Origin of the sequence: Dyadobacter sp. BHUBP1 (assembly GCF_050587785.1) — a bacterium.
Classification (GTDB): Bacteria; Bacteroidota; Bacteroidia; order Cytophagales; family Spirosomataceae; genus Dyadobacter.
In genome coordinates, this window is sequence record NZ_JBOBIH010000001.1 from 1,279,035 (window position 1) to 1,302,861 (window position 23,827).

At 52.5% G+C, this 23,827-nt stretch carries 16 protein-coding genes; 8 read left to right on the top strand and 8 right to left on the bottom strand.

Annotated features, from left to right (window positions below; translation table 11 throughout):
* Positions 1-3 precede the first annotated feature (3 nt).
* The 5 genes from ACQ4MZ_RS05285 to ACQ4MZ_RS05305 all read right to left on the bottom strand — a co-directional run bounded on the left by ACQ4MZ_RS05285 (position 4) and on the right by ACQ4MZ_RS05305 (position 11,261).
* On the bottom strand, positions 4-7,104 hold the full coding sequence (locus tag ACQ4MZ_RS05285) for an SDR family NAD(P)-dependent oxidoreductase (RefSeq protein WP_430843537.1): 7,101 nt from the start codon (positions 7,102-7,104) through the stop codon (positions 4-6).
* Between the two features lie 324 nt (positions 7,105-7,428).
* Positions 7,429-8,430: a TolB family protein gene (locus ACQ4MZ_RS05290; protein ID WP_430843538.1), complete on the bottom strand. Its 1,002-nt coding sequence runs from the start codon at positions 8,428-8,430 to the stop codon at positions 7,429-7,431.
* A 64-nt stretch (positions 8,431-8,494) separates the two neighbouring features.
* On the bottom strand, positions 8,495-9,208 hold the full coding sequence (locus ACQ4MZ_RS05295; protein WP_430843539.1) for a hypothetical protein: 714 nt from the start codon (positions 9,206-9,208) through the stop codon (positions 8,495-8,497).
* Positions 9,209-9,227: 19 nt separating this feature from the next.
* Complete coding sequence (xth, locus tag ACQ4MZ_RS05300) at positions 9,228-10,001, bottom strand: exodeoxyribonuclease III (RefSeq protein ID WP_430843540.1); 774 nt, start codon at positions 9,999-10,001, stop codon at positions 9,228-9,230.
* 15 nt (positions 10,002-10,016) lie between these two features.
* On the bottom strand, positions 10,017-11,261 hold the full coding sequence (locus tag ACQ4MZ_RS05305; RefSeq protein WP_430843541.1) for an ATP-binding protein: 1,245 nt from the start codon (positions 11,259-11,261) through the stop codon (positions 10,017-10,019).
* A gap of 73 nt (positions 11,262-11,334) precedes the next feature.
* Between ACQ4MZ_RS05305 and ACQ4MZ_RS05310 the strand changes: the two genes are divergently transcribed.
* Positions 11,335-11,538 (top strand): hypothetical protein, encoded by a 204-nt coding sequence (locus tag ACQ4MZ_RS05310; RefSeq protein ID WP_430843542.1) that lies wholly within the window; start codon positions 11,335-11,337, stop codon positions 11,536-11,538.
* Here ACQ4MZ_RS05310 and ACQ4MZ_RS05315 read toward each other — a convergent pair.
* On the bottom strand, positions 11,504-12,529 hold the full coding sequence (locus ACQ4MZ_RS05315; protein WP_430843543.1) for an ankyrin repeat domain-containing protein: 1,026 nt from the start codon (positions 12,527-12,529) through the stop codon (positions 11,504-11,506). The two genes, ACQ4MZ_RS05310 and ACQ4MZ_RS05315, sit on opposite strands and share 35 nt — an antisense overlap.
* 132 nt (positions 12,530-12,661) lie before the next feature.
* Entirely contained in the window at positions 12,662-13,144 is a 483-nt protein-coding gene (locus ACQ4MZ_RS05320) for a DUF7678 domain-containing protein (protein ID WP_430843544.1), read from the bottom strand.
* A 341-nt stretch (positions 13,145-13,485) separates the two neighbouring features.
* Between ACQ4MZ_RS05320 and ACQ4MZ_RS05325 the strand changes: the two genes are divergently transcribed.
* From ACQ4MZ_RS05325 to ACQ4MZ_RS05345, 5 genes are all read left to right on the top strand, one after another.
* Positions 13,486-14,262 (top strand): hypothetical protein, encoded by a 777-nt coding sequence (locus tag ACQ4MZ_RS05325; protein ID WP_430843545.1) that lies wholly within the window; start codon positions 13,486-13,488, stop codon positions 14,260-14,262.
* Between the two features lie 135 nt (positions 14,263-14,397).
* Positions 14,398-15,015, top strand: a complete 618-nt coding sequence (locus ACQ4MZ_RS05330) for an RNA polymerase sigma factor (protein WP_430843546.1) — start codon at positions 14,398-14,400, stop codon at positions 15,013-15,015.
* A gap of 101 nt (positions 15,016-15,116) precedes the next feature.
* Positions 15,117-16,226 carry a FecR family protein gene (locus ACQ4MZ_RS05335; protein ID WP_430843547.1) on the top strand — a complete coding sequence of 370 codons (1,110 nt, stop codon included), beginning with the start codon at positions 15,117-15,119 and terminating at the stop codon, positions 16,224-16,226.
* A 174-nt stretch (positions 16,227-16,400) separates the two neighbouring features.
* Positions 16,401-19,745, top strand: coding sequence for a TonB-dependent receptor (locus ACQ4MZ_RS05340; protein WP_430843806.1), 3,345 nt, complete (start codon positions 16,401-16,403; stop codon positions 19,743-19,745).
* A gap of 19 nt (positions 19,746-19,764) precedes the next feature.
* On the top strand, positions 19,765-21,285 hold the full coding sequence (locus ACQ4MZ_RS05345; RefSeq protein ID WP_430843548.1) for a RagB/SusD family nutrient uptake outer membrane protein: 1,521 nt from the start codon (positions 19,765-19,767) through the stop codon (positions 21,283-21,285).
* A 279-nt stretch (positions 21,286-21,564) separates the two neighbouring features.
* Here the strand turns inward: ACQ4MZ_RS05345 and ACQ4MZ_RS05350 are convergent, their stop codons facing one another.
* Positions 21,565-21,960: a hypothetical protein gene (locus tag ACQ4MZ_RS05350; protein WP_430843549.1), complete on the bottom strand. Its 396-nt coding sequence runs from the start codon at positions 21,958-21,960 to the stop codon at positions 21,565-21,567.
* A gap of 240 nt (positions 21,961-22,200) precedes the next feature.
* On the opposite strand from ACQ4MZ_RS05350, the gene ACQ4MZ_RS05355 reads away from it, so the two are divergent.
* Both ACQ4MZ_RS05355 and ACQ4MZ_RS05360 read left to right on the top strand, forming a co-directional pair.
* Positions 22,201-22,710, top strand: a complete 510-nt coding sequence (locus tag ACQ4MZ_RS05355) for a phage tail protein (protein WP_430843550.1) — start codon at positions 22,201-22,203, stop codon at positions 22,708-22,710.
* Positions 22,711-22,741: 31 nt separating this feature from the next.
* Positions 22,742-23,764, top strand: a complete 1,023-nt coding sequence (locus tag ACQ4MZ_RS05360; protein ID WP_430843551.1) for a phage tail protein — start codon at positions 22,742-22,744, stop codon at positions 23,762-23,764.
* Positions 23,765-23,827 lie beyond the last annotated feature (63 nt).

Sequence of the window (23,827 nt, forward strand, 5' to 3'; positions counted from 1 at the left end):
TCACTATTCGGCCATGATCAGTACCTGGCTTTCGGTACCGTATTTCAGTTCATTGACAAATGTTTCCATGCCATCGCCGAGCGGGATCAGCGGGATTCCGCGGCGCTCGTATTCTCTTTCGAGTGATGGCGACACCATGCCAGTGCCTTTCCACGGGCCCCAGTTAATGGCTGTCACCTTGCCCTTGATCTTCTTGCGCAGTTCCCAGGCATACTTATCGAGCACACTGTTGGCGGCAGCATAGTCGGTTTGCCCACGGCTGCCGTACACCGACGCGACGCTCGAAAACAGGGTCACGAATTGCACATCATCTTTCAAATGCTCGGCCAAAACACGCAGCGGCGTTACTTTGGTGGACATCACCCGCTCGAAGGATTCCGGCGTTTTCTGATGGAACAGCTTGTCTTCGAGCAAGCCCGCCCCGTGGATCACGCCGTCGATCCGGCCATATTGATTGTACAAACCTTCCACCATCGCGATCAGCGCTTTTTCATCGCGCAGATCCATGGAATGATAGGTTACCGTCGAACCATTGGCTTCGAGGGCCGAAATGGTGCCCAGGATCTGGTTCGCTTTATGGATTTCTTCCGTCTTCTTCTCGATTTCCGCCGGGGTTTTCAACTCGCCGGAAGCGATGAGGCGTTTGCGGATTTCCTCCTTGTTTTTCAAACCCGCCAGCGACTGGTCTGCACGGGAGCGCGGGTCGGCTGAGCGGCCTACGAGCACATAATTGCAGGGATAATCTTTCGAAAACCGTACGATCAGTTCGGCTGTAATGCCTTGCGCGCCACCGAGTGCGAGTATCACCGATTCTCTGTCCAGGTGAATGTCCGGATCGGAGCCGGTCTGGATTTCGGAGCGGATCATTTCCATGATCTGCCGCTTATCGCCTTCGTAAATCACCTCGCAAGGTTCGTCGGTATGCAGGATTTCCGTTAGCGTAATCTCCGCGATTTTACCTGCCGAAAGTTGGGAGGTAAAGCTCACGAGCCGGCATTTGGTCTCTTCATATTCTTTGTCAAGACTCTTCAAAAGGCCCGCATAGCCCTGGAAATGGCGAAGGAGCTTCACGTCGGTGTCCTTATCGAGCGCGCTTTGCGTGTCGGAGATGGTGTAAATCCATTTTACCTTGCTGAAATCCAGTTTTTTAATCAGCGAGAACGATTCGATAATGGTCGGTTTGAGTCGGGAAGTGAAGATGTTGAGGATGATCAAACCATCGAAACCTTGCAACGAATCATCAGGTGAAATGATGCCTACTTCCGCGCCATTCCGTTCGAAAAGCGTTTTTACAGCTGTCGCTACCTCACCCGCATCGTCGGTAACTGCGAACCGTTTGCCTTTCAGTACCGCGGGATTCAGCGGCGGGATCGCCGAAGGTGTAAGCTCAAAGCGGAGGCGTGATAGTTTTTCGTTCAATGCGGCCTTAGGAACTGGAGGAACATTCAAACTTTCTGCTTTTTGAATGGAATCCTGTGCGCCTCCCAACGCCTCGGACAGCCATTCGATCAACCCGTTGAGCGTTTTAATGGAGGCCAGTTTTTCAACGAGTTCCTCGCCACGCTCCTGGTAGATCTGGATCAGCCCGTCGATATTGTTTTTCAATTCACCGATGATCTCCATGCGCTTGATCGAGTCGATGCTCAGGTCAGCTTCCAGGTCCATATCCATGCCGAGCATTTCCTGCGGGTAGCCGGTTTTGGCGCTCACCGCCTCCAGCAGCACCGATTTAATACGACTTTCCGACCATTCTTCGATAATCCCGTCCTGCGTCACCGAGAGCTTGCTCAACGGCACATTAGCTTCTGCCTGCGCGGTTGCCACAGCAGGTTGTTGCTGATGTTCGTTAATCCAATTGATCAGCAAATTCAGCGTTTTAATGGCTGCCAGCTGTTCAATCACCGTTTCTTCGCTTTCCTGCCCGGCTTCGAAACCGCCCAGCTGCCTGCGCAGTTCACCGATGATCTCCATGCGTTTGATGGAATCAATGCTCAGGTCGGCTTCCAGGTCCATGTCCATGCCGAGCATTTCCTGCGGATAGCCCGTTTTATCACTGATAACCTGCATAACCAGCGCTTTCACATCGATCGCCGCTTTTACCGGGGCATGGGTTGCGACAGGCTGTACTTCCCTCGTAGCCTTCTCAATTATAATGGGGACAGGCGCAGGCGCATTGGCAGCGAGCCCGCTCAATGAAGGCTCGTAAATTTCGATATTCCTTGAAGGTGGCACCGACTGGCCGAGGTAGCCCAGTACCACGTCGCGCTGTGCCTGGATGAGGTATTTAACACTATTAAGATATTCGTGAACGACGCGTTCTGCCTCGTTACTACCCGCCGTGGCCGCGACAGCAGGTTGCTGAAATGCGGCCAGTTTCAATGGCGCGGTCATCGGTAATGCGCCATGGTCGGGTAGTTTGCCGTTCAGGGGAAGAGCCATCTGGCCATCTACGAGCCAGGTCGTGATGCTTTTGCGGTACTGTTCGGGCTTGTCGAGATCCAGTACGCATGCGTCGCGGTCCTCGAATAGTTTGTTAAAATCAATATTTCTGCCGGTGGCGACATAGCCAGCCAGGGTGTGCAGTAGTTGCACAATACCCTGCTGGTCTTTGTCTTCGGTGTGGAGACAAATTTCTTCTTTGCCCAAAATCGATTTGGTAAGGCCGGTAAGCACTTTCCCCGGGCCAACTTCCACGAAAACGCGGGCACCGTCTTCGTACATCTGTGTAACTTCTTCCGAAAAACGGACCGGCCGCACAAGGTGATCGGCCAGGCGTTCCTTGATGGCTTCGGGCGAGGTGGGATAGGGCGCCGCGGTGGTATTCGACCACACGGTGAGGGTAGGTTCGCTGAACGCTACCTCATTCAATACCGCTGTGTAAAGGTCTTTCGAACCTGCCAAAAGCGGGCTGTGGAATGCACAGGCTACTTCCAGCTGGCGGAAGGAAATTTTCAGTTCGGTCAGTTTCGCGGTTAGTTCCGCAATTGCCGGCGTGGTGCCTGCGAGTACCCATTGGCGCGGTGAATTGTGGTTCACCGGGTAAATATGATTGATCTCCGATACAATGCGCGTCAGTTCGTCTTCTGGGCAGTTTACGGCCACCATCGCGCCATTATCGTCGCCGATCGCGTCGAGTATGGATTTTGCCCGTTTTTCGCTGAGCGGAACAAGCTGGTTGGCTTCAAATACGCCTGCAAAACACAGGGCAGGCAATTCGCCGTAGCTATGTCCGGCAACCATATCAGGTTGTATGCCAAATTCTCTAAGCAATTCTGCTATCGCCAGATCAACTACGCCCAGCAACGGTTGTGCCAGCCGGGTATCCTTGATTTTCTCCTTCTGCGCCTTCGCCGATTGCTCGTCGAAAACAGCGTCGGGGAAAATGATCTGCTGGTAAGAAGGATGTTTCTTCAACAACTTCCGCATCGCGGGAAATGCAACGAACAAGTCGCGCGCCATATCCACGCGCTGACTACCCTGGCCTGGGAACATGAATGCTACCTTACCCGGGCTCGTATTAGTATAGTAAATACCCTTCGCTCCCGAACCGGCTGGCGCGAAGGTCTCCTTCGTGCCCCGCCCCGATGCCGCCAGGCTCTGCCAGGCATAAGAGAGCGCCGCATTCAGCTTGACCCGCGCATCCGCATGGTTTTCAGCCACAATACAAATCTGCACGGGCTTTTCACTATGCAAGTTCAAGCTATTCGCCACATCCCGCAGAGAAACCGATTCATTTTCCAGGATATCATGCGCAGCCTTCAAAAGTTTTTCCGTTTCCGCAAGCATTTCCCCGCGGAAAACCAGCATTTCAGCAGGCCAGGCCTTTACCGATTTACGCGGTTTTTTAGCAGAAGCGCTTTCGATCACAGCATGGAAGTTAGTCCCTCCGAAACCGAATGCGCTGATCCCCGCAACCCGGCGGTCGTCGGTCCAGAGCGCGGGCCTGGTTTGGAATGCGAACGGACTCGTTTCCGGATTATAGTAAGTGTTTGGCGTTTTCAGGTTAATGGTCGGTGGCTTGATCCCGTGGTACACTGCCAACGCAGCCTTTATGAGACCGGCGAGACCCGCGGCGCATTTGGTATGGCCTATTTGTGTTTTAACTGACCCTAAATGCGTTTGATTGGTCAATGCGCCGGAGGCCAGCATCATTTCGGTCAATGCGCTGAGCTCTGTTTTGTCGCCTACTACCGTCCCAGTGCCGTGCGCTTCCACCAAGCCTAGTTCGGCCGGCGAAATACCCGCCTGGTCGTAAGCACGTTCCAATGCCTTCACCTGGCCCGATTTACGCGGGGCAGTGAGACCCAGGCTCTTGCCGTCGCTGGAACCGCCCACGCCTTTGATGACGGCGTAAATGGTGTCGCCATCGCGCAATGCATCCTCTTCGCGTTTCAGCACTACCATCGCTACACCTTCACCCAGCGCGATACCATCGGCTTCGGAGTCGAATGTGGCGCAGCGGCCTTTGCGTGAGAGCGCGTGCGTGCTGGAAAACATCAGGTAGTCGTTGATACCGTTGTGCAGGTCGGCGCCGCCGGCCAGGACCATTTCGGAACGGCCCAGGATCAGTTCCTGGCAAGCCAGATCAATGGCGGCCAACGACGAGGCACAGGCTGCGTCAACAGTATAATTGCGTCCGCCAAGGTTCAGGCGGTTGGTAATGCGGCCGGAAATGACGTTCGCCAGCACGCCGGGGAACGAATCTTCCGTCAGTTTGGGCAATGCGTCGTCGAGTTCTTTGGGGATTTCTCCGAAAAACTGGGTGAAAAGCGAGCGAAAACCATAGTTGTTGGCCAGGTCGTTACCGCCTTCCGCACCGATGATCACCGACACATTATCGCGGTTCGCATCCGCACCGTACCCTGCATTTTCCAGGGCCTGCTTCGCGACGAGCAAGCTCAGCAGCTGGGTAGGGTCGATCGCCGCCAGCGATTGCGGCGGGATGCCGAATTCTATCGGGTCGAAATCGATTTTTGGAATAAAACCGCCCCATTTCGAATGGGATTTGCTGCCGTCGGAAACGGTAGGGTCGTAGTACAACGCCTTGTTCCAGCGGTCGTCGGGAACTTCAGTCACCCAGTCTTTGCCAGCCAGGATATTACCCCAGAATTCTTCGATATTGCGTGCGCCGGGATAAATACAGGCCATTCCGACGATCGCGACATTCAATGCCTTCTTTTTCCTTCTTGGCGGCTTGGGCAGATCTGCCTGGTCGATATATGCGTAATTGCCGGTTGCAACATTTTCGTGCAACTCATTCATCGTCATTATTTTGTCGAGCATCGCAGCAGCCTGTCCGATCATGTACATACCGCGGCTCATTTGCTCTTCTTCTCCTATTTTGACCAGGTTGTCGGCCTGGCGCTCAATTCCTTTGGCGGCAATACGAAGCCGGCCTACATTGAGCTTTTCGAGCGCTGCCCAGATCTCTTTTTTATCCAGACCGGCCTGCTCCATTCTCTCTTTTTCCGCATTAAAATCGGCTGCGAAAGGCGATTCCAGGCAACGGGTTTCATGGCCGGGAGCAGTTTCGAGCAGGACGGTTTCGGTGTGTGCCAGCGCCTGCGCCTGGAATTGCGGCAGAATAGCGCCCGTAGCGACGGCTTCCTGCGTATACAAATAAGCGGTACCCATCAAAACGCCGACTTTGACGCCGCGGGCAGTCAACGGGGCGGCCATGACGGAGATCATCGCGGCTGAAAATGCGTCATGGATTCCTCCGGCGAAGAAGACTTCGAGTTGCTCGGTCTGCTCTTCCTGCAAAAGCCTGTTGATCTGTTTTTCCCAAAGCACAAAGCTCGAAAGCGGTCCCACGTGACCACCACACTCGCGTCCCTCGAAAATGAACCGTTTGGCACCTTCTTTGAGGAACATATCAAGTAAAGGAGCCGAAGGCACGTGCAGGAATGTTTTGATACCCAGCTTTTCCAGTGGTTTGGCTTGTGACGGACGGCCACCGGCGATGAGCACGACGGGCGGCTTCTCTTCGGTAATATAGCCTAATTGTTCTTCGCGAAGCTCGGCGTCTGCAAAACCGAGGATACCTACGCCCCAGGGCTTGTCGCCGGCGAGGTCGCGGGTTTCGCGGATCAGGTTACGGGCTTTTTCGCCTCTCAGGAGCGACAATGCCACAAAAGGTAAGGCGCCGGCTTCGGCAACGGCTGCGGCGAACGCAGGTACGTCGCTGACGCGCGTCATCGGGCCTTGTGCAATAGGGTAGTGTGTGCCGAGTGTTTGTGCCAGCGCGTTGTGCGCCGCCAGCGGATTAAGGTGTTTGGCTTGCCGCAGATGGCCGTACATGGCCTCTTTGATGGCAAATACGAGTCGCGGAAGCTTCTTGTATTGTTTAAAAAGGTCGGTGCCGATGGCAATGTCCTGTCCCATGGGGATATAACCCTGGTCGAGGTCGAGTGTGTGCAGGAACGGGTACAGATCTCCGCGAACAGGTTGCGCAGGTAATGCAGGAGAGTTGGGGCGGACCAGCACGCGGAAGCAGTCGATCACGCGGGTTTCGTTGCCGTTCAGTTTCTCGCTGATCGTTTTAAGCGAAGCTGGTGCCGAACATTCCGGGAAAGGTAGCAGCTGGCTGTCGAGCACCACGCCGCGCCCGCCGAGGGCGATAATCGCCGCTGCGTTGTGGACGCCTATTCCGCCTTGTACCCAAACCGGGATACCGCTAACCTCCTTCATTATACGTTGAAACAGAATGAAGGACGAATCGTTGCTCACCAGACCGGCCCCTTCATTGCCTTTGGCGATGATGCCCGCTGCACCGCTTGCTTTTGCCTCTCTTGCTTCGGCTACGCTGTGGACCTGGAAAATGACCTGGATAGAATTTGAAGGATTAGGAAAAGTCAGACCATATGGTAGAATTACTAGTTTAACTTGTTCGGGTAAGGTGATCGTCAGCGGGCTATTTTCAGAATAACATACACCAAATGTCTTTTTGCTTTTGGCAGCCATTTTCCCCAGGGCGTTCGTAGCGATTTGTTGATCTCGTCCAAGGTGGATTACTGGGAAAGCTCCGGCTTCTGAGAGCGCCAGTGCCAGTGCCACATCCGGTCGCTCCATCGGGCCTATACCGATCATTTCCAGGTTTTTCATAACGTAGTTCTTTTTAGTAAGTCTCTATAAATCAGCTCAGGTTAAGGGCGGTAGCTGGCGGGGTCAGGAGAATTACGGATGGTTTTAACTGATATCGTCCGGTTCATGGCGAAATATACGTAAATTATAATACGAGAAATTACTTCTAATATCAAATTGAAATCTTACTACAAGAAATCGTCACTGGTGTGGTATTTATTTGCGAAATAATTTCAACATTCCGACTATGTTGGATGACAACGTGATAAAAGTAAAAAGCCGCCCCGCTGGCAACAGGCAGCGATGGCGGCTTTTTACGGCAATTGCTTGTCGTTGTTATCCGAATTACCAGAAGCGTTTGAGACCGGTCATGTATAGGTCATATCCTCCTTTGCCACCCGGGCGGTTGGAAGAGAAGAGCATTAGCCAGTAGTTGAAATTCGACAAGCGCGGTAGGATCGGACGGTATTCATTGTGGGCGGTGTTGATCCGCGGCCCGGCATTCACCGGCGCCGACCATTTGCCGTCTTTGTATTCGGAATAATAGATGTCTTCACCTCCCTGTCCGCCGGGGCGATCGGAAACGAAAACCATCATATCGTCCTGGACGTAGGGGCATTTGTCGTTGTACGGGCCGGAAAGCTCTTCGACTTTTCTCAGCTCGTATTGGGCGGGTGCTACGAGGCTTTCTATCGTAATGTGCTCTGTTTCCTTGCGGGGGATTTTTACTTCGTAAATATCGAAGTTGCCACCGCGGTCGGAGCAAAAGTACAGGCGGTCGCCCATCCAGGAAAAGCTAGGGTAGGCGTCATTTGCCGGCGAATTGAGATAGTTAACAGGCTCAGCCCCGGAGGTGCCGCGTTTGGCATATTTAATGTCCATTTTACCCGAGGAATCGTCGGCATAGAACAGAAACAAATCGTCCTCCGCATCGCCAAAAGAGGTGAGGTCGTTACGAAGTGAAATCAGCCTGGGACCGTACACATTGAAATTACCATTTGCCTTGTCTACCAGCTGCCCGACATCACTGTAAATGTCACGGGAATATACACCGACCGTCGGCTTTAAACCTTTTTTAAGACTCAATCGCTTGCTATAATCCATATAGGCACGTGTGTGTACGAGATTTAAGAGGTCTTTCCTGTCTCGTTTCGAAGAAAATACAAGATATGCATCCCCGTGCTTGTTAAGTGGCAAAGAGGAATTGTAATCGTCGTACTCAGAATTAAATTCTTCCAGATTAACGACGTCCGAAAGGAATTTGCCGTCCTTTCTGTCGGGGTCCATACCAGGAGGCCAGCAGCCGAATACCAGAAAAAGGATGATAATAGGCAGGAGCTTTCTCATAGATCAGCGGTTTAAGTTTGTACACGAATAGACACAAGAGAGCTCCCCGAGTGTTGCGGCATAGTTACTTTATCAATGTATCACAGTAAGCAAGCAGCCGCGTCAGATCTGCTTCCTTAGCGAAGTCAACCGGCTTTTCCCGGAGGTACTGGTCAATCTGCTTCCTGTGAGCCGGGTAGAGTTTTTTGATGCTTCCGGTGGTAGGGACATAGAAGCGGTTGTTGTTGTCGATCAGATAATGGGCTGTGCGGTAGGTGAATACACCTTCTGCATTGGTATTGAGCTTTTTGGAGGTTTGGGCCTGGTCGCTGGAATAGGAACGGAAGGTCGTGACGGACGACGCGGTGTAGGAAATACCATAGGGCCCGCCTTTCTCGGTGCCTATCCTGGCAAGCACTTCCCGTTTACCCAGTGCGGCCCGACCGTAAGTGCTTAATACCTCAGCGTATCCGAAGCGTTTGTCGAACCGGTAGGATTTTTCGCCGATCGTAATGTTTTTCAGGATTGCCTGGTCGATGATTTCCAGCGTATCCAGCTTCGCGTCGAGAAAAAGAATATGTCCGCCGATGTAATTGTAGTTGAAACGTGCCGTAGAAGTACGTCCGTCGATAAATTCCGCTTTGCCGGTTGTAAATTGGCTGAGTTGATAGCGGTCGGCATAGGGTATCACTTTGTCGGGGTACTCGCCTGCTTTGATCTTGAATACTTTTTGTGCCTGTGAATGTGCGAAATAGGAGCACGCAGCCAGGAGGACAAAGAGGGTTACAGGTTTTTTCATATATGTTTTTTTGAAATTTTCAGTCTTTCAATTCGATCCACACCGGCGCGTGGTCGCTGGTTTTTTCCCAGCCACGCACCTGCTTGTCCACACCCGCGCCTGTGAGCCTGGGTACGAGATGCGGGCTGAGCAGGAAGTGGTCGATGCGCAGGCCGGCGTTGCGCGCGAAAGCATTCCGGAAGTAATCCCAGAAGGTGTAGATCTTTTCATTGGGGTATAATGTCCGGATCGCGTCGGTCCAGCCCTGAGCGGTCAGTTTGGCAAATGCCGCACGGGTTTCGGGACGGAAAAGAGCATCGTCGACCCAGCTTTCGGGCTTGTAAACGTCCAGCTCGGTGGGCATTACATTGAAGTCGCCGGTGAGCAGTACAGGCTTATCTGCTGCCAGGAGGCTTTCTGCATGCGTATGGAGCCGATCGAACCAGCGCAGTTTGTAGTCGAATTTCGGGCCTGGGGCCGGGTTGCCGTTCGGCAGGTATAAGCCGCCGATCGTCAATCCGCCGATCTCAGCCTCGATGTAGCGGCTATGGACATCTTCCGGGTCACCCGGGAGCGTGCGACGAATTTCACGGGGAAGTTCATCCCTGGAAAGGATTGCTACCCCGTTCCAGCTTTTTTGTCCGTGCCAGATCGCCTTGTAACCGGCATCCAGAATTGCCTGCTCCGGAAATTTCTCCTGCGGTGCCTTCAATTCCTGCAAACACACAATATCGGGCGCGGTTTCTGCCAGCCAGCGCAGCAGCACAGGCAATCTGCCGTTGACCCCATTGACGTTGTAAGTAGCGATTTTCATAATTGACCCGATGGGTTAATAGGATAATGGCAATAGTATTACAAATGTCGTGCCCTTTCCGGGACTGACTTCTGCTTTGATGACACCCTTGTGGTTCCGCACGATTTTGCGGCAATAGGCCAGCCCAACGCCCTCGCCCTGCCTGAATGAGCCGGTAGGCAGGCGGGCGAAAGTATCGAACACTTTTTCCAGTTGGGAATCCTCTATTCCGATGCCATTATCTGCTATCCTGATTTCCAGGTAAGCCATTTGCAGCGGTTCGGGCAGCAGATCATCGATTTCGTGCAGTGCAAGTTCACGGCCGGTAATGCGGATGCGCGGCGGGTTTTCGTGGCCTGCGAACTTGACCGCATTGTCGAGCAACTGAAAAAAGAGCTGCTCCATTTGCTCCGGGACAGCCATGATGGAAGGCAGGCGGTCGGCTTCGATGATGATGCTCCGCCGTTCGATCTGCGGCATCAGTTGCGTGGTTACGTCGGCCAGCACGTGATCCAGGTCGACATGCGCAAATGCATGGCTGCTGTTCAGTCCGGAGAAGTCGGATAAGTCCTTGATCATCATCGAAAACTGCCGGGCGCTGCTGCGGATCTTTACAGCCAGTTCCTTAACCTTTTCAGCTTCATGGCGATCGGTGGCATTCACCAGCATGTCACTGAAAACCCGCAGCTTACGAAGCGGTTCCTGCAAATTATGGCTCGAAATATGGCGGTATTGCCTGTTTTCGTCGTCCGATACGAGCAGCTGGGCGGCCAGGTCGTGCATGGCTGTGCGTGTGCGCTCCATGAGCGAGAGGCTATCGAGGTGAAAAGCCAGCAGTTCGGCAAAAAGGTGGAACATCCCGATCACACGCGGGTTTTGCAATTGGTTCGGCTTGGGGTCGATGGCGAAGAGTGTCCCGAAAAACTCCCCGCTCTTTAACCTGATCGGAAGGGAAATATAGCTTTTGAAACCATAAATCCGGGGCGTAGGGTGCCCGGCATAGAACTCATTTTCGTCCACATGATCGATCACCACGGCTTGCCCGCTGTCGCGGATTTCATTGCAGATCGTCGTTCCGATTTCCAGTTCGTCGCCGGGTTTCAGCCCGAAGCCTGTTTCATCCTGCACGCTGCACGCGACCCAACGGTCTTCTGTCACACGCGCCACGCCGGCAAACCCCATACCCGTCGAACGGCATATTACTTCCAGCACGGTTCTGACGATCGGTATCCGGTTTACCTTTTCAACATCGGCAAATAAAAAGTCGTCAGGTTGTACCATTTTTCCAATGTGGGATAGTGGGTGGATTAGTAAATTTAGATGCCGGGTTCCGGATAACCTAAACTTACTTCTGATGAAAATTTTCTTTCTTTCTCTGCTTATTGCAGTGGCGGCTTATGTGGTCGCAGCGGTGGGTGGATATTTTCTGATTCATAAATTGTCGTCGAATACCCATGATAAGTCGATGGAAGCTACGATGACGGCGGCATTCGTATTGGGACCCCTCGCCGCGATTATCGCATTCATTGCCGCGTATTTTTATCTCCGTTCGCATTGACGGCCGCAAGGCGTTCCGCGAGCCGGGTAAAACCGGAAGGCGGGATTTGTCCCCAGCTCTTGAATTGCTTCGATTGATAATCTACGGCCTGAAAAATATCCCAGCCGCTTTGTGTTTTGTAATGAGGATCAGCTCCGTAATCGAGCATGACATTGCAAATATCCCAGGCTTCGGCACTCGCTGCAGACAGGAGCATGGATGTGATAATCACGAGCTTATCCTGCTGAGGCGGGATGATATTGGGATCCGCACCGTGTTCGAGCAGCAGCCGGACTTTCTCTGTCCTGGTGGTATCGGACCTGTCGCGATGGATGGCCTGGAAAAGAATGGGTGTTCCGGTTCCGGCTTCGCGGGCGTTCGCATCGGCCCCGTGTTCGAGGAACCATTTCAATATGGCAGGGTCGTAATCGATTACCCTGAAATGCGTGGGGGAATGCTTCGGATCGCCGTTATCAATTTGGGCGCCACTTTTTAAAAGTACGTCGAAACAAGCTATAAGTTGGGCCGGATCGGCCTCAAAGCCTTGTAAGGCCACAAAATCGAGCAGCGTAACTTGATCGCGGCCGCTTTGATTGAGCTCTGGCACAGGCTGGGCGAGGTCTGTGCTAAGTTGTTCGGCGTTAAGCGCTGCAATAGCTGCGGCGAGTTTTTGCCGGGGCGCATCTTTGAAATAATAGGAGCCGTTAGCACGGGCGGTGTCTTCGTCGGCCCAGCTGGCATTGCGCCATTTCTGAATGATCGGCGAGGCGATGAGCATAATCACGGTCATCACGGCGGGTGCGGCGCTGAGTACCAGCACCATGATACGCGTAAATGGGAATGGTAGCAGGTTGATCGCCGCCAGAATGCCCAACGGAATAAACAGCATGATCACGTAGCCGCTGGCGGTGCGGTCGTCGGAGGAATCCGACCGGGCAAATAGCAGCAATCCGATGAGTATTGCCGTGTAGAGGCCCAGAAGGCACCAGCTTACGAGGGTGATTGTTTTCATACTGCCAAATTAGCTACCCGGAGTGTTGCCTTATGTATGGGTAAATCACCTTTTTATTGAGCGGCTGGGCGCGGCCGGCTAGGCGCGGCCGGCTAGGTGCCCCCGGCTAGGCGCCCCCGGCTGGGCGCGTGCTCAATGCGTGGCGATGAATTCGTCGAGCATTGCTTTCACGGGGTGGTAGTAGATTTCCGCGCGACGGCTCGGGCGTATATCCCAGCCGCGGTCGTAATTGACGATGCAAGCCCCGATGAAGTTGTTGGTCGCTTTCCTAACCGCCGGATCCCAGATGGAGAGTTTGGAAATGCGGCCTTTTTCCATGGCCGTTTTGGCCGGCGTTTTCAGTATCAATGCCGAAAACTCGTACTGGTTCACGGTTCCCGACACCCAAACCGCACCTTCGATCTGCGGATCGTTGCTTTGATCTTTTACTTTTGGGCGGATTGGCACCTGACCTTTCAGCGGCAAGTCGGTCTTCTTACTTTTCAGATAGGCATCAATGGCACGCATAGCATGCTCGGCCGGATCGATCCCGTCGAACTCGCTGAGTTCGTATAATCTTTTGATTTGAAATTCAGTAAGTTGTATGTGTTTTCGATATGCTTTTTGCTTCACCATAACCCTTCTAAGTAGCGCACATTCAAACATACGCAGCTTCCGGGACGGATTCAACGGCTTGCCGGCATTTTGTGCCGTAGGGATAGAAATTTGGATTTATACCGATTCTTGATAAGATGTTTGCAGGCCTTTTTTCATTCCGGAGCGCTTTCAAACCGTTGCGATTAAGACACTAATAGTAGCGAGAGTATTTGAACGCACCCGGGTATCGACGGTGTGTTCTGGGGCAACAACGCCATGGCCATGGGTGCTTATCAGGTTCTGGTAGCAGCAGGGAAAGCATCATTGATGTTTTTGGCTTGATTATCTGTAAATTATCGCATTCACTCAAAATTTGGGCAATGCGAGACCACGAACCGCTTATCGACGAGCTCCTGGGACGTTTCAAACAGGAGATCGGCGCAGACCTTGAAAAGTACGCCAATCACGTTCACCGGATTTTCGAAACCTGTGTGATGCGTGATACCGACCCTGCTAACCGTCATAAATATGCCATCGCAGCTGTGTTTCACGATATCGGCATCTGGACAGCCCGTACGATCGACTACCTTCCGCCTTCCATCGAGCAAGCCGAGCATTACCTGAATACCGCGCAAGGAGGCGCCGGCGTGAGCGAAATCACGGCCATGATCTACTGGCACCATAAAATCCGGCCTTATCATGGCGCATTTCACGTTCACCGGATTTTCGAAACCTGTGTGATGCGTGATACCGACCCTGCTAACCGTCATAAATATGCCATCGCAGCTGTGTTTCACGATATCGGCATCTGGACAGCCCGTACGATCGACTACCTTCCGCCTTCCATCGAGCAAGCCGAGCATTACCTGAATACCGCGCAAGGAGGCGCCGGCGTGAGCGAAATCACGGCCATGATCTACTGGCACCATAAAATCCGGCCTTATCATGGCGCATTTTCGGTAACGGTCGAAACTTTCCGGAAGGCGGACTGGACAGACGTCTCGCTTGGCCTGCTTACATTCGGTGCTGACCCGCAAATGCTTCGTCGCCTTCGCCGCAAGTTCCCGAATGCAGGATTCCATTGGTTTTTGATACGGAAGATCAGCGCCAACCTTTTGCGCCATCCACTCAACCCGCTGCCGATGTTCAAATCGTAAGGAGGGAGATAACGTATGTTGTAAGCGTTAGTTGGGTGGGTATAATAGTCTTAAGATTAAATGTGAGGAATGGTAGTAAGAATGCAGCCTGGGCTGCTTTTTGTCTGCATACCTGGCTAAAATTCATCCGTTTTCATGAAGCCTTTAACCCGTTTGAAACTCCGTCTCGACCTGGATTTGGAAGAAGAGCAGAAGCTGTGGCGGGAAATGCTGGTGGGGGATGTCACCGCTTTTGAACACCTTATCGACCGTACGTACGACCTCCTTTTCCATTACGGAACCAAGTTCAACAGCGATCGCGAGCTGATCAAGGATTGCATTCAGGATGTTTTTCTCGGTGTTTGGGAAAAGAGGGGTACATTGAACCCCGAAATTCCTCCTAAACCGTATTTACTTGCCTCGCTCCGTCGCCGGTTGCATCGCCTTGCCTCCCGCTTACGGATGGATTGCATGGATTACTACAATGAATCGGACATCGTTTTCGATATTGAGTTCAGTGTTGAGTACCGACTGATCGAATCCGAAAATGACCGGCGGCTGGCTTCCCGGATGGCCAAAATGCTCAATGAACTTCCCAAACGGCAAAAGGAAGCCGTTTTTCTGCGTTTTTACAATGATATGGAGCGTGAACAGATCGCGCTCGTGATGGACATTCAGCCCCAGTCCGTTTCCAATTTATTGCAAGAAGCATTCAAGTTTATCAAATCGCATTGGAAGGCCATTGTTTCACTCGTACTGGCCCTGCCGTTTTGAGCCTGAAATGCCTCATTTAAAAAATTTCAAAAAAAATCAGAAAAATACAGTATCCCGCCCCAGGAACGGTCTAATGGTGTTTGAAAAGCTAAATTTTGAACATGGACCGTTACCGCAATTTCAGTTTGGGGGAGTTTGTATGGGATAAGTCGTTCCGCAACTGGGTGTTGAACCCCACACGGGAGGACAACGAAGCCTGGCAGAATTGGCTCGCCGCCCATCCCGACAAGCGTGAAATGGTGGAGCGCGCCCGGCAGTTGGTGCTTTCGATCCGGCCGGCAAATGCCTCATTATCAAATCCTGAAAAACGAAAGGCGGTGGAGCGGATCGTGGAAAAGCTAGATGCGATGAACCAACCGGAAAACGGCCAATCGTCCTGGTACGCAGGCCGCATAGTACGCATTGCTGCGATGCTGGTGCTGCTGGCCGGATTTGCCTGGCTATTCTGGCTGCGTCATCAACAGCCTAAGGTCATCAGTTATGACCAACTTGTGGCCGGGGCGAACGTGGAAATGCGCGAAACGGTGAACACCACAGCGGAGCCGCTGGCGGTCGACCTTGAAGATGGCAGTCGTATTATGCTCGATCCGGGAAGCCGGATGAGCTATCCTGCGCGTTTCAGCGGAACACAGCGCAGGGAAGTTTTTCTTTCAGGAAAGGCATTTTTCGACATTGCCAAAGATCCTTCCAAACCTTTTTTTGTGTATGCCAATGAGTTGGTAACCAAAGTCTTGGGTACCAGTTTTACGGTCAGGTCCTTTGCTGATGAGCAAGAGGTTTCGGTAGCGGTGAAGACCGGCAAGGTGGCTGTGTTTTCGAGGGAAGATCCCGAAGCGGCCGACAAGCAGAGTTCCCGGGAGCTGACGGGCATGGTGATCGAGCCCAATCAGCAGGTAGTATTTGTTCGCAAAACCGTCAAAATCACTAAAAGCCTCGTGCCTGAGCCGGAAGTAGTTGCGGAGACTGGTGCAGCACCAAATTTTGAATTCGACGAAGCACCGGTTTCGGCCGTATTCGGCGTGTTGCAAAGCGCTTACGGTATCGATATTATTTACGACAAGAACGTCATGGACGAGTGCCCCATCACCGCCACGCTTACCGAAATGTCGCTTTACGAGAAGCTCGACCTGATTTGCAAAGCCGTAGATGCCAGCTATAAGAGCATCGACGGGCGGATCGTGGTGGAAGGAAAAGGGTGCAGAAATAACTAAATAAAAAGCCGGCCCATGCGCCAACATGGCCGGCTTGGATATCCTCAGTGGTTAGCAGACCGTCACATCTCATGCAAATGGGATGAGGAGGAAGATTTTGCCAAGTATCAATTAACAAAACCGTTCAAATTTATGAAAATACCGGTACAGTTCCATCGTAAATGGTTAGTTCTTATGCGGATAAGCGTCGCGCAATTGGTAATGTCGGTTTGGCTGGTCGGGAGCGCGTTCGCGGCGGACGTGCGCGCACAGGAGTTGCTCAATAAGCGTATCAGCCTGCAAGCCCAGGACCTGGAAGTGAAGAAAGTCCTGCACCAGATCGAAAAGCAAGCCGGCGTCCGGTTCATTTTCAGTTCCAAATTGATCCAATCGGGCAGGAAAGTGTCTATCCAGCAATCGAATCAGGAGCTTTCCAAGGTATTGGAAGAGTTTCTGGTGCCGTTGGGACTTACCTATGAAGTTTCGGGTAAAAATATTGTGATACGCCCGTCGGAAACGCCTAAATGGGGATCGGGGGAGCCGGAGGCTTCGGTGAAAAGCGGCTTGCAGGCAGGTGCGGAGATCACCATCAAGGGCCGCGTGACGGATTCGGAGAGTAAGGAGCCTCTGCCGGGCGTGAATATTCTGGTTAAGGGTACGCAAACGGGCACGTCCACGGACGCTAACGGGAACTACACCTTGGTAGTTGATAATTCGGATATTGCCTTGATTTACAGTTTTGTAGGTTACGAGCCGCAGGAGGTGCAGGCAGGGGGCCGGACGGAGATTGACATTGCCCTCAAAACCGACGAGAAATCACTGGAAGAGGTGCTCGTGGTAGGATATGGTACTGTCAAGAAAAGCGATATTACCGGTTCGGTCGCGTCCGTGAAGTCACAGGAACTGACAGCCTATCCGGCGCTCGGGACCGTTCAGGCATTGCAGGGCCGCGCGGCCGGCGTGCAGATTCAGGCCAACAACGGCGAACCCGGCTCGTCGTTCAAAGTACGGATCCGCGGAGGTACCTCCATCAATGCCAGTAGCGACCCGATTTACGTAGTCGATGGGTTTGTGGGCGGTACATTGCCTCCACCCGAGGATATCGAATCCATCGAAATCCTGAAAGATGCCTCGGCAACAGCTATTTACGGATCACGCGGCGCCAACGGCGTGATTATGGTAACTACCAAAAAGGGGACTTCCGGAAAACCGCGTATCGATTTTAATACCTCGTTTTCGAGCCAAAAGGAAATCAACCGTCTTGATCTGCTGAATGCGAAGCAGTTCATTGACTATATACAGGAGGCCCGGCCGACTGTCATGCCGCTGGGCGGTGACACGGACTGGCAGGATGAGATCTTTCGCCGCGGCGGTATTCAGAACCACCAGTTGTCGGTAGCGGGTGGTAGCGAGGCGGTGAAATATTACGTCTCGGGTGCCTACTACGATCAGAAAGGCATTATTCTCAATTCGGGCTACAAACGGTATTCAGTGACGAGTAATATTGATATCAATGCCACCAAGCGGCTGAAACTAGGGCTGAACCTCTTCGCACAACGAGTGTCGCGCCAGCAATCGCGTACCCAGGAGGGATCGGGTGGGCTTACGCCCGGCGTGATGTCGGCGGCACTGAAATTCGAGCCCGACCAGCCTATCCGCGACGCCAATGGCCGCTTTACCGTGGGGCGCCTCAGCGATCCGATCGATAACCCATATGCGATTGCGACGCAGCTGCAAAACGAGTCGCTGGCCGATCGCATCCAGGGTAATCTTTATGCGGAATACAATATTCTCAAAGACTTGAAATTCAGGGTGACGCTGGGCGCTACTACGAATAGCGGCCGTACGGGTACATTCACGCCCACGACTTTGAATGATGGCCGCAATGTAGGCGGAGCAGCAACGGTGAACGGCTCGAAAAGCACCTTGCTTTTGAACGAGAATTATTTGACCTACAACAAAAAGATAGGAGCATTGCACGATTTGTCGGTGATGGCAGGTTATTCCTACCAGAAGTCATCCAGCGAGTCCTGGGGAGGTTCGGGACAGAATTTTATCACAGACGCCGTCTCTTACTGGAACCTGGGTGGCTCATCGGTATGGCAAAGCCCGAATTCGGGGTTGACGGAATGGGTGCTGGCATCCTACTATGCCCGGTTGACGTATTCTTTGGCCGACAAATACCTTTTCACGGCCAATATTCGCCAGGACGGTTCCTCGAATTTTAGCAAGAACCACAAATGGGCTACGTTCCCGTCGGGGGCATTTGCCTGGAAAATGTCGGGCGAGCCATTCATGCAGAACTTTTCCGCGATCAGCCAATGGAAGTGGCGTGTGAGTTACGGTTTGACGGGTAATCAGGCCATTGAGCCATATCAGACCATGGCCCGTTTCTCGAATGTGTACGCGATTATCAATGGTACACCGGTGAATGCGGTCCGCCCGACCACCGTCGCCAACGACGACCTTACCTGGGAAACGACGCACCAGTTCGATGTGGGCGCGGATGTGAGCTTGTTCAACAACCGCATTAACCTCGTGGCCGATTACTATCGCCGCGTGACCAAAGACCTGCTTTTCAGTGTGCAGCTGCCGCAATATTCGGGGTATACCAACCAGTTGCAGAATATCGGCGAAGTCGAAAACAAGGGATTTGAGTTTACATTGAATACCCGCAATCTCGTAGGCGCTTTCAAATGGAGCACCGACATCAATTTTTCCTTAAACAGAAATAAAATCCTGAAACTGCCCGCAGGAACCGACATTCTGTACGGTTCGGCGCCAGGGCATATGGTAGGGATGGGTCAGACGCAAATCCTGCGTGAAGGTTACCCGGTAGGCAGCTTTTACGGATGGATCTACGACGGCGTATACCAGGAAGGTGACAGCTTCGTTCCCGGCGGTGGTTTTGAAACCGTAGCAGGCGGGGAGAAATTCAGGGATATTAATGGTAAAAAGGACTCGAATGGCCAACTGACCGGCCAGCCCGACGGCATGTTGAACAGCGACGACCGTACCATTATCGGTAATCCGCACCCGAAATTTACCTGGGGTATGAATAACGATTTCAGCTGGAAGGGATTTGACCTCAATGTGTTCTTCCAGGCTTCGAAAGGCAACGACCTGCTGAGCTATACTTTAATGGAGCTCAATTTGCTGTCGGCCATTAACAATGCGACAACCGAGGCATTGGACCGCTGGACACCGACCCATACCGATACAGACGTGCCCAAAGCCGCTGTCGGCCGCACACGCAGAGTGTCCACGCGATGGGTCAAGGACGGCAGTTTTATAAGGATGAAAAATCTGGCAGTTGGCTATAATTTTCCCAAACCCGTGCTCGAAAAGCTCAGGATCAGCAAGCTGCGCATTTATGCCAGTGCCCAGAATATCCTGACTTTCACCAAATACAAAGGCTACGATCCCGAAGTGAACTACTCGTCGGACGGCAATACCGACAGCAACCGCAACCTCGGCCTCGACTACGGCAGCTACCCGAACGCGAAATCGTACACCATCGGCCTGAACCTGGGTTTTTAAGCATTAAACGGACATCAAAATGAAGCACTTATTTAATAAATCAATATTTCTGACCGCTGCGGTTTCGCTGCTGCTGGGCTGCGCGGACCTCGACGAAAAGCCGATAGGTTTGCTGGCACCCGAATCCCTGTTCAGGACTTCCAAAGATGTGGAAACGGCCATTATGGGCGCCTACGGGTGGATCGCCACCGAAAGGCTCTATGGCCGTCAGTTTGTATCGGCGCTCATGCTGCGAAGTGATATGGAAGACATCGGCGACCGCGGTACGCCGGCCGAACGCCAGCAGGTGAACGACTTCAATATGGATGATAACAATAACATGGTCAATCAGTTCTGGCCGGTATGGTACCAGGTGATCAGCTCCACGAATGCGGCCATTTTTGGTGCGCAGCAGCTCAACCTGCCCGAAAATACCGGAAATCCGCTGATGGCGGAGGCCCGTTTCATCCGAGCATTCGCCTATTTCCACCTCGTGCAGGTGTTCGGCGATATTCCTTATATCGACTATTTTATCAGTAACCCGGAATCCGTCAAGTCTATTTCCAAAACGCCTGCTGCTACGATTTACACTAATATCATTGCCGATCTGGAATTTGCGAAACAATGGCTGCCGGACAAGCAGCCGTCGGAAGTCCGGAGCCGCGCCACCAAAGGTACGGCAGCTTCTTACCTGGCCTCGGTGTATCTTACGATGGCCCAATATCAGAAGGCTTACACCGAAGCGAAATGGGTGATCGACAACAAGGACAAGTTTGGTTACGCACTCGAACCGGATTTTCAAACCCTCTTCAAGGCACCGCAAGCCCCGAATATGAAAGAACACATTTTCGACATCGACTTCCTGGGCCTGAAATCCGGTGACGGTGGCGCTAATGACGACATTATGGCGCCTATGACGGGCGTGCGCGGAGGCGATGCGCCGCGCAGCGGATGGAGTGTCATCGTGCCGTCGCTGAAAGTGTATAGTACCTGGGATGATCGCGATTACCGCAAGGAGGTGAGTTTTGACGATTCGCTGCTTGTTGGCGGCAAGCTCGTTCCATACACCGAGTTTACGAATACGAAACGTCCGCATATTGCCAAATATGCACGTTTTGCAGGTAATTCCAATTCTGAAGGCCGCTATTCCGATCATAACTATGCGGCCATGCGCTATGCGGAGATCCTGCTCATAGCCGCCGAGGCGTCGGTGGAAGTGAACGGGCCGAATGCGGAGGCGCTGGGATATATCAACCAGATCAGGGCGCGGGCCAGAAACTGGGCCGGCAAGCAGACGACCTTCCCGGAGGATGTGAAAGCGGGGCTGGCCAAAGACGCGTTAATCGACCTGATCCTCGATGAACGTCGCCTCGAACTGGCCTTCGAATACAAACGCTGGTACGATATCAAACGCCGGAACCTGGGAGAAAAGGTTTTCAAAGGCCCTAACTCGCTGGAACCTCACGAAACATTCAATGCGGGCAGGGATTACCTCATGCCGTTGCCGCGTATAGAGTTGCAGGTGAATCCGAACCTGGCGCCGCAGAATCCGGGGTATTAGCCAGATAGTTTTGAATGATTGACCGGTCGCCGGAGCGATGATAGCATCATTGAATGAGTGAATGACTGAATGATTGAATGAGCCGCCGTGGAACGGGGAATGACCAATGCGGTGAAAATCGCGTAGCGATGTAAGATTGGTAGCAATTGAATGGGTTATGGCTGGACGAAAATCCCGTCAGGGATGTGACGACAATGCCGTGGCGACGCGCAGGCGATACATTGTTGTTACATGCCAGGGGCATTCCCGCGAATACGTATATTTTGGTTGGTACCGATATTACATGCCTGACGGCATTGTTTTGGCTTTTGACAGTTCGAGGGCTTTCCGGATTTCATTGCTCTCATTCTTTGCAAGGAGAAACGTCCGCTCAGTTACCTGATCCGTAATTACATTATCGGCGAGTAGTAATCTTACTTGAATGGGTTGTTGATCGAGCCAGCCTTGCTCGCTATTTCTCAGCTCAGCAGGAACGAGCGGTTCGCCGAAATCATGGACAGCGCTTTTGAATTGAAATACCAAAACCGGAATCCCGTGTGTCCACTCCACATGGCATTGGATTTGATTGGTTTCGCTGAGAAGGCCGTCAGGGAAATGGGTGTTTTTAAGGATAATGTCGAGCGTGTGGGGGCGTGGGAGTACGCGTATATAAGGTGACCTTGCGGGGAGTGACATAGTTTTCAGAATTTCTTTATATAATCAACAAAGCCCGTCCTGGAATGATTCAGGGCGGGTTTTTGTGCTTTTGTGACTGCATTTTGATAATTGTGACGTTTTTGTGACACCGTTTTTTAGGCCTCCGGTGACATCCGTTGCTTTATTTGTTAATGTCCGGGGCGGCCTTTGGGCACCCATCGAGCCAAACCGGATATCAATCATCTTCTATCATTTACCTATTCAAAAACCTTTCACGTTATGGAGAGTTTCGTTGGAGAAATCCGGCCGTTTGCCGGTAGTCGTGTTCCGCAGGGCTGGCACCTTTGCGATGGTTCGGAGCTGCTAGTGAGCGAGTACGAGGCCTTATTTTCATTGATCGGATTTATTTACGGCCGTAGTGCCGGCGACACCAAGTTCCGTCTGCCCGATCTGCGATCGAGAATACCGCTGGGGGAAGGGCCAGGTTACGACCTGGGCAAACCGGGCGGTGAGGAAAAAGTGAAACTGACCACCGAAAATCTGCCCAAGCACAGACATCCGGTGGCATGTAGCACCTCCAGCACGAGCAATCTCCCAAATGCTGCGAACGGACTCTGGAGCGCTTCCGCCGCGAAGGGGTTTTTGTACAATTCGGTCCCCGGAAAGATAGAAATGAACAATGAGAGCGTCCAGGCAGAAGGAAAGGGAGAGGGACACGAGAACCGCATGCCGCTGTTTGCGGTGTCATTTATTATTGCATTGACAGGTATGTATCCCAGCCGTCCCTGATATCTCTTCAAACATCCAAACTTACATGCTTATGTCTCAATATATATCTGAAATCAGACTATTCTCCTTTCCATTTGCTCCTGAGGGGTGGGCCAAATGTGATGGAGCGACCTACTCTGTTGCGAACAATGTCGTTTTGTTTAAGATGCTAGGGCACAAGTTCGGCGGCAGCGGCGATAATTTTTGTCTCCCCGACCTGAGGGGCAAGGTGATGATCGCCAATGGAGAAGTGCCCCGACCAGACTTTCTGCGTTCCGGCAAAGAAAAACACGTCCTTACCATTGAGGAAATGCCTGCACACAGTCATTCTGCGGTGGCAAGTTCCAAGGGGGTCGATACATACGAGCCTAAAGACAGCTTTTGGGCCTCGGATGTAGGTTATGTGTCGACCATAGATAATCAGATGCACCCGGGTACGCTAAGCGATGCAGGCGGCGACGTCGCGCATAATAATATGTCGCCTTATTTACCACTAAACTATTGCATTGCAATCAGGGGCGACCATCCCGACGGCGGTTACCGGGAGGTAAATGAATTTACCGGTGCTATCAGACCATTTGGCAAATCCGTGGATGAAGGTGTATGGCTAAGATGCGATGGTAGGGAGCTGCAACTCGTAGCGTATCTCGATTTATTCAAAGTTATTGGTTATACCTATGGAGGTGTGGAAAACAGGACATTCCGGCTTCCAGACTTGCGAGGCCGTGCATTGGTGTCAAGTGGTACGCCTCCGGAACTCACGCATTACAAAATGGGAGAGACGGCCGGCCAATCAGAGGTAAAACTGACCAAAGACCAGATTCCGCGGCATAATCACAGGGCGCTGGCCAGTGCGACTTGTAATTCGCAGCAACCCAACAATTGCGGGTGGGCCGTTAATTCAATTTTACGCCCGTCCTCCAACAGCTTTGCAAAGGAAAAAGGGGATGGAGCGGTGATGAATCCCAAGGCATTCGGACTTATGGGGGACAACAAAGCCCACAGCAATATGATGCCCTATCAGGCAATGGAGTTCATGATCTGCTCACGAGGGGATGATCCGGTGATCGCATAAACGCTCACGCTGCCGGGCATTTTCCGGCAGCGTACCCTCCTCTTTATTTTTATCTGAACATTC

Excerpts from the sequence above, each read along its gene's own strand:
- ACQ4MZ_RS05285 (WP_430843537.1), bottom strand. The coding sequence starts at position 7,104 with ATGAAAAACCTGGAAATGATCGGTATAGGCCCGATGGAGCGACCGGAT.
- ACQ4MZ_RS05290 (WP_430843538.1), bottom strand. The coding sequence starts at position 8,430 with ATGAGAAAGCTCCTGCCTATTATCATCCTTTTTCTGGTATTCGGCTGC.
- ACQ4MZ_RS05295 (WP_430843539.1), bottom strand. The coding sequence starts at position 9,208 with ATGAAAAAACCTGTAACCCTCTTTGTCCTCCTGGCTGCGTGCTCCTAT.
- xth (WP_430843540.1), bottom strand. The coding sequence starts at position 10,001 with ATGAAAATCGCTACTTACAACGTCAATGGGGTCAACGGCAGATTGCCT.
- ACQ4MZ_RS05305 (WP_430843541.1), bottom strand. The coding sequence starts at position 11,261 with ATGGTACAACCTGACGACTTTTTATTTGCCGATGTTGAAAAGGTAAAC.
- ACQ4MZ_RS05310 (WP_430843542.1), top strand. The coding sequence starts at position 11,335 with ATGAAAATTTTCTTTCTTTCTCTGCTTATTGCAGTGGCGGCTTATGTG.
- ACQ4MZ_RS05315 (WP_430843543.1), bottom strand. The coding sequence starts at position 12,529 with ATGAAAACAATCACCCTCGTAAGCTGGTGCCTTCTGGGCCTCTACACG.
- ACQ4MZ_RS05320 (WP_430843544.1), bottom strand. The coding sequence starts at position 13,144 with ATGGTGAAGCAAAAAGCATATCGAAAACACATACAACTTACTGAATTT.
- ACQ4MZ_RS05325 (WP_430843545.1), top strand. The coding sequence starts at position 13,486 with ATGCGAGACCACGAACCGCTTATCGACGAGCTCCTGGGACGTTTCAAA.
- ACQ4MZ_RS05330 (WP_430843546.1), top strand. The coding sequence starts at position 14,398 with ATGAAGCCTTTAACCCGTTTGAAACTCCGTCTCGACCTGGATTTGGAA.
- ACQ4MZ_RS05335 (WP_430843547.1), top strand. The coding sequence starts at position 15,117 with ATGGACCGTTACCGCAATTTCAGTTTGGGGGAGTTTGTATGGGATAAG.
- ACQ4MZ_RS05340 (WP_430843806.1), top strand. The coding sequence starts at position 16,401 with ATGCGGATAAGCGTCGCGCAATTGGTAATGTCGGTTTGGCTGGTCGGG.
- ACQ4MZ_RS05345 (WP_430843548.1), top strand. The coding sequence starts at position 19,765 with ATGAAGCACTTATTTAATAAATCAATATTTCTGACCGCTGCGGTTTCG.
- ACQ4MZ_RS05350 (WP_430843549.1), bottom strand. The coding sequence starts at position 21,960 with ATGTCACTCCCCGCAAGGTCACCTTATATACGCGTACTCCCACGCCCC.
- ACQ4MZ_RS05355 (WP_430843550.1), top strand. The coding sequence starts at position 22,201 with ATGGAGAGTTTCGTTGGAGAAATCCGGCCGTTTGCCGGTAGTCGTGTT.
- ACQ4MZ_RS05360 (WP_430843551.1), top strand. The coding sequence starts at position 22,742 with ATGTCTCAATATATATCTGAAATCAGACTATTCTCCTTTCCATTTGCT.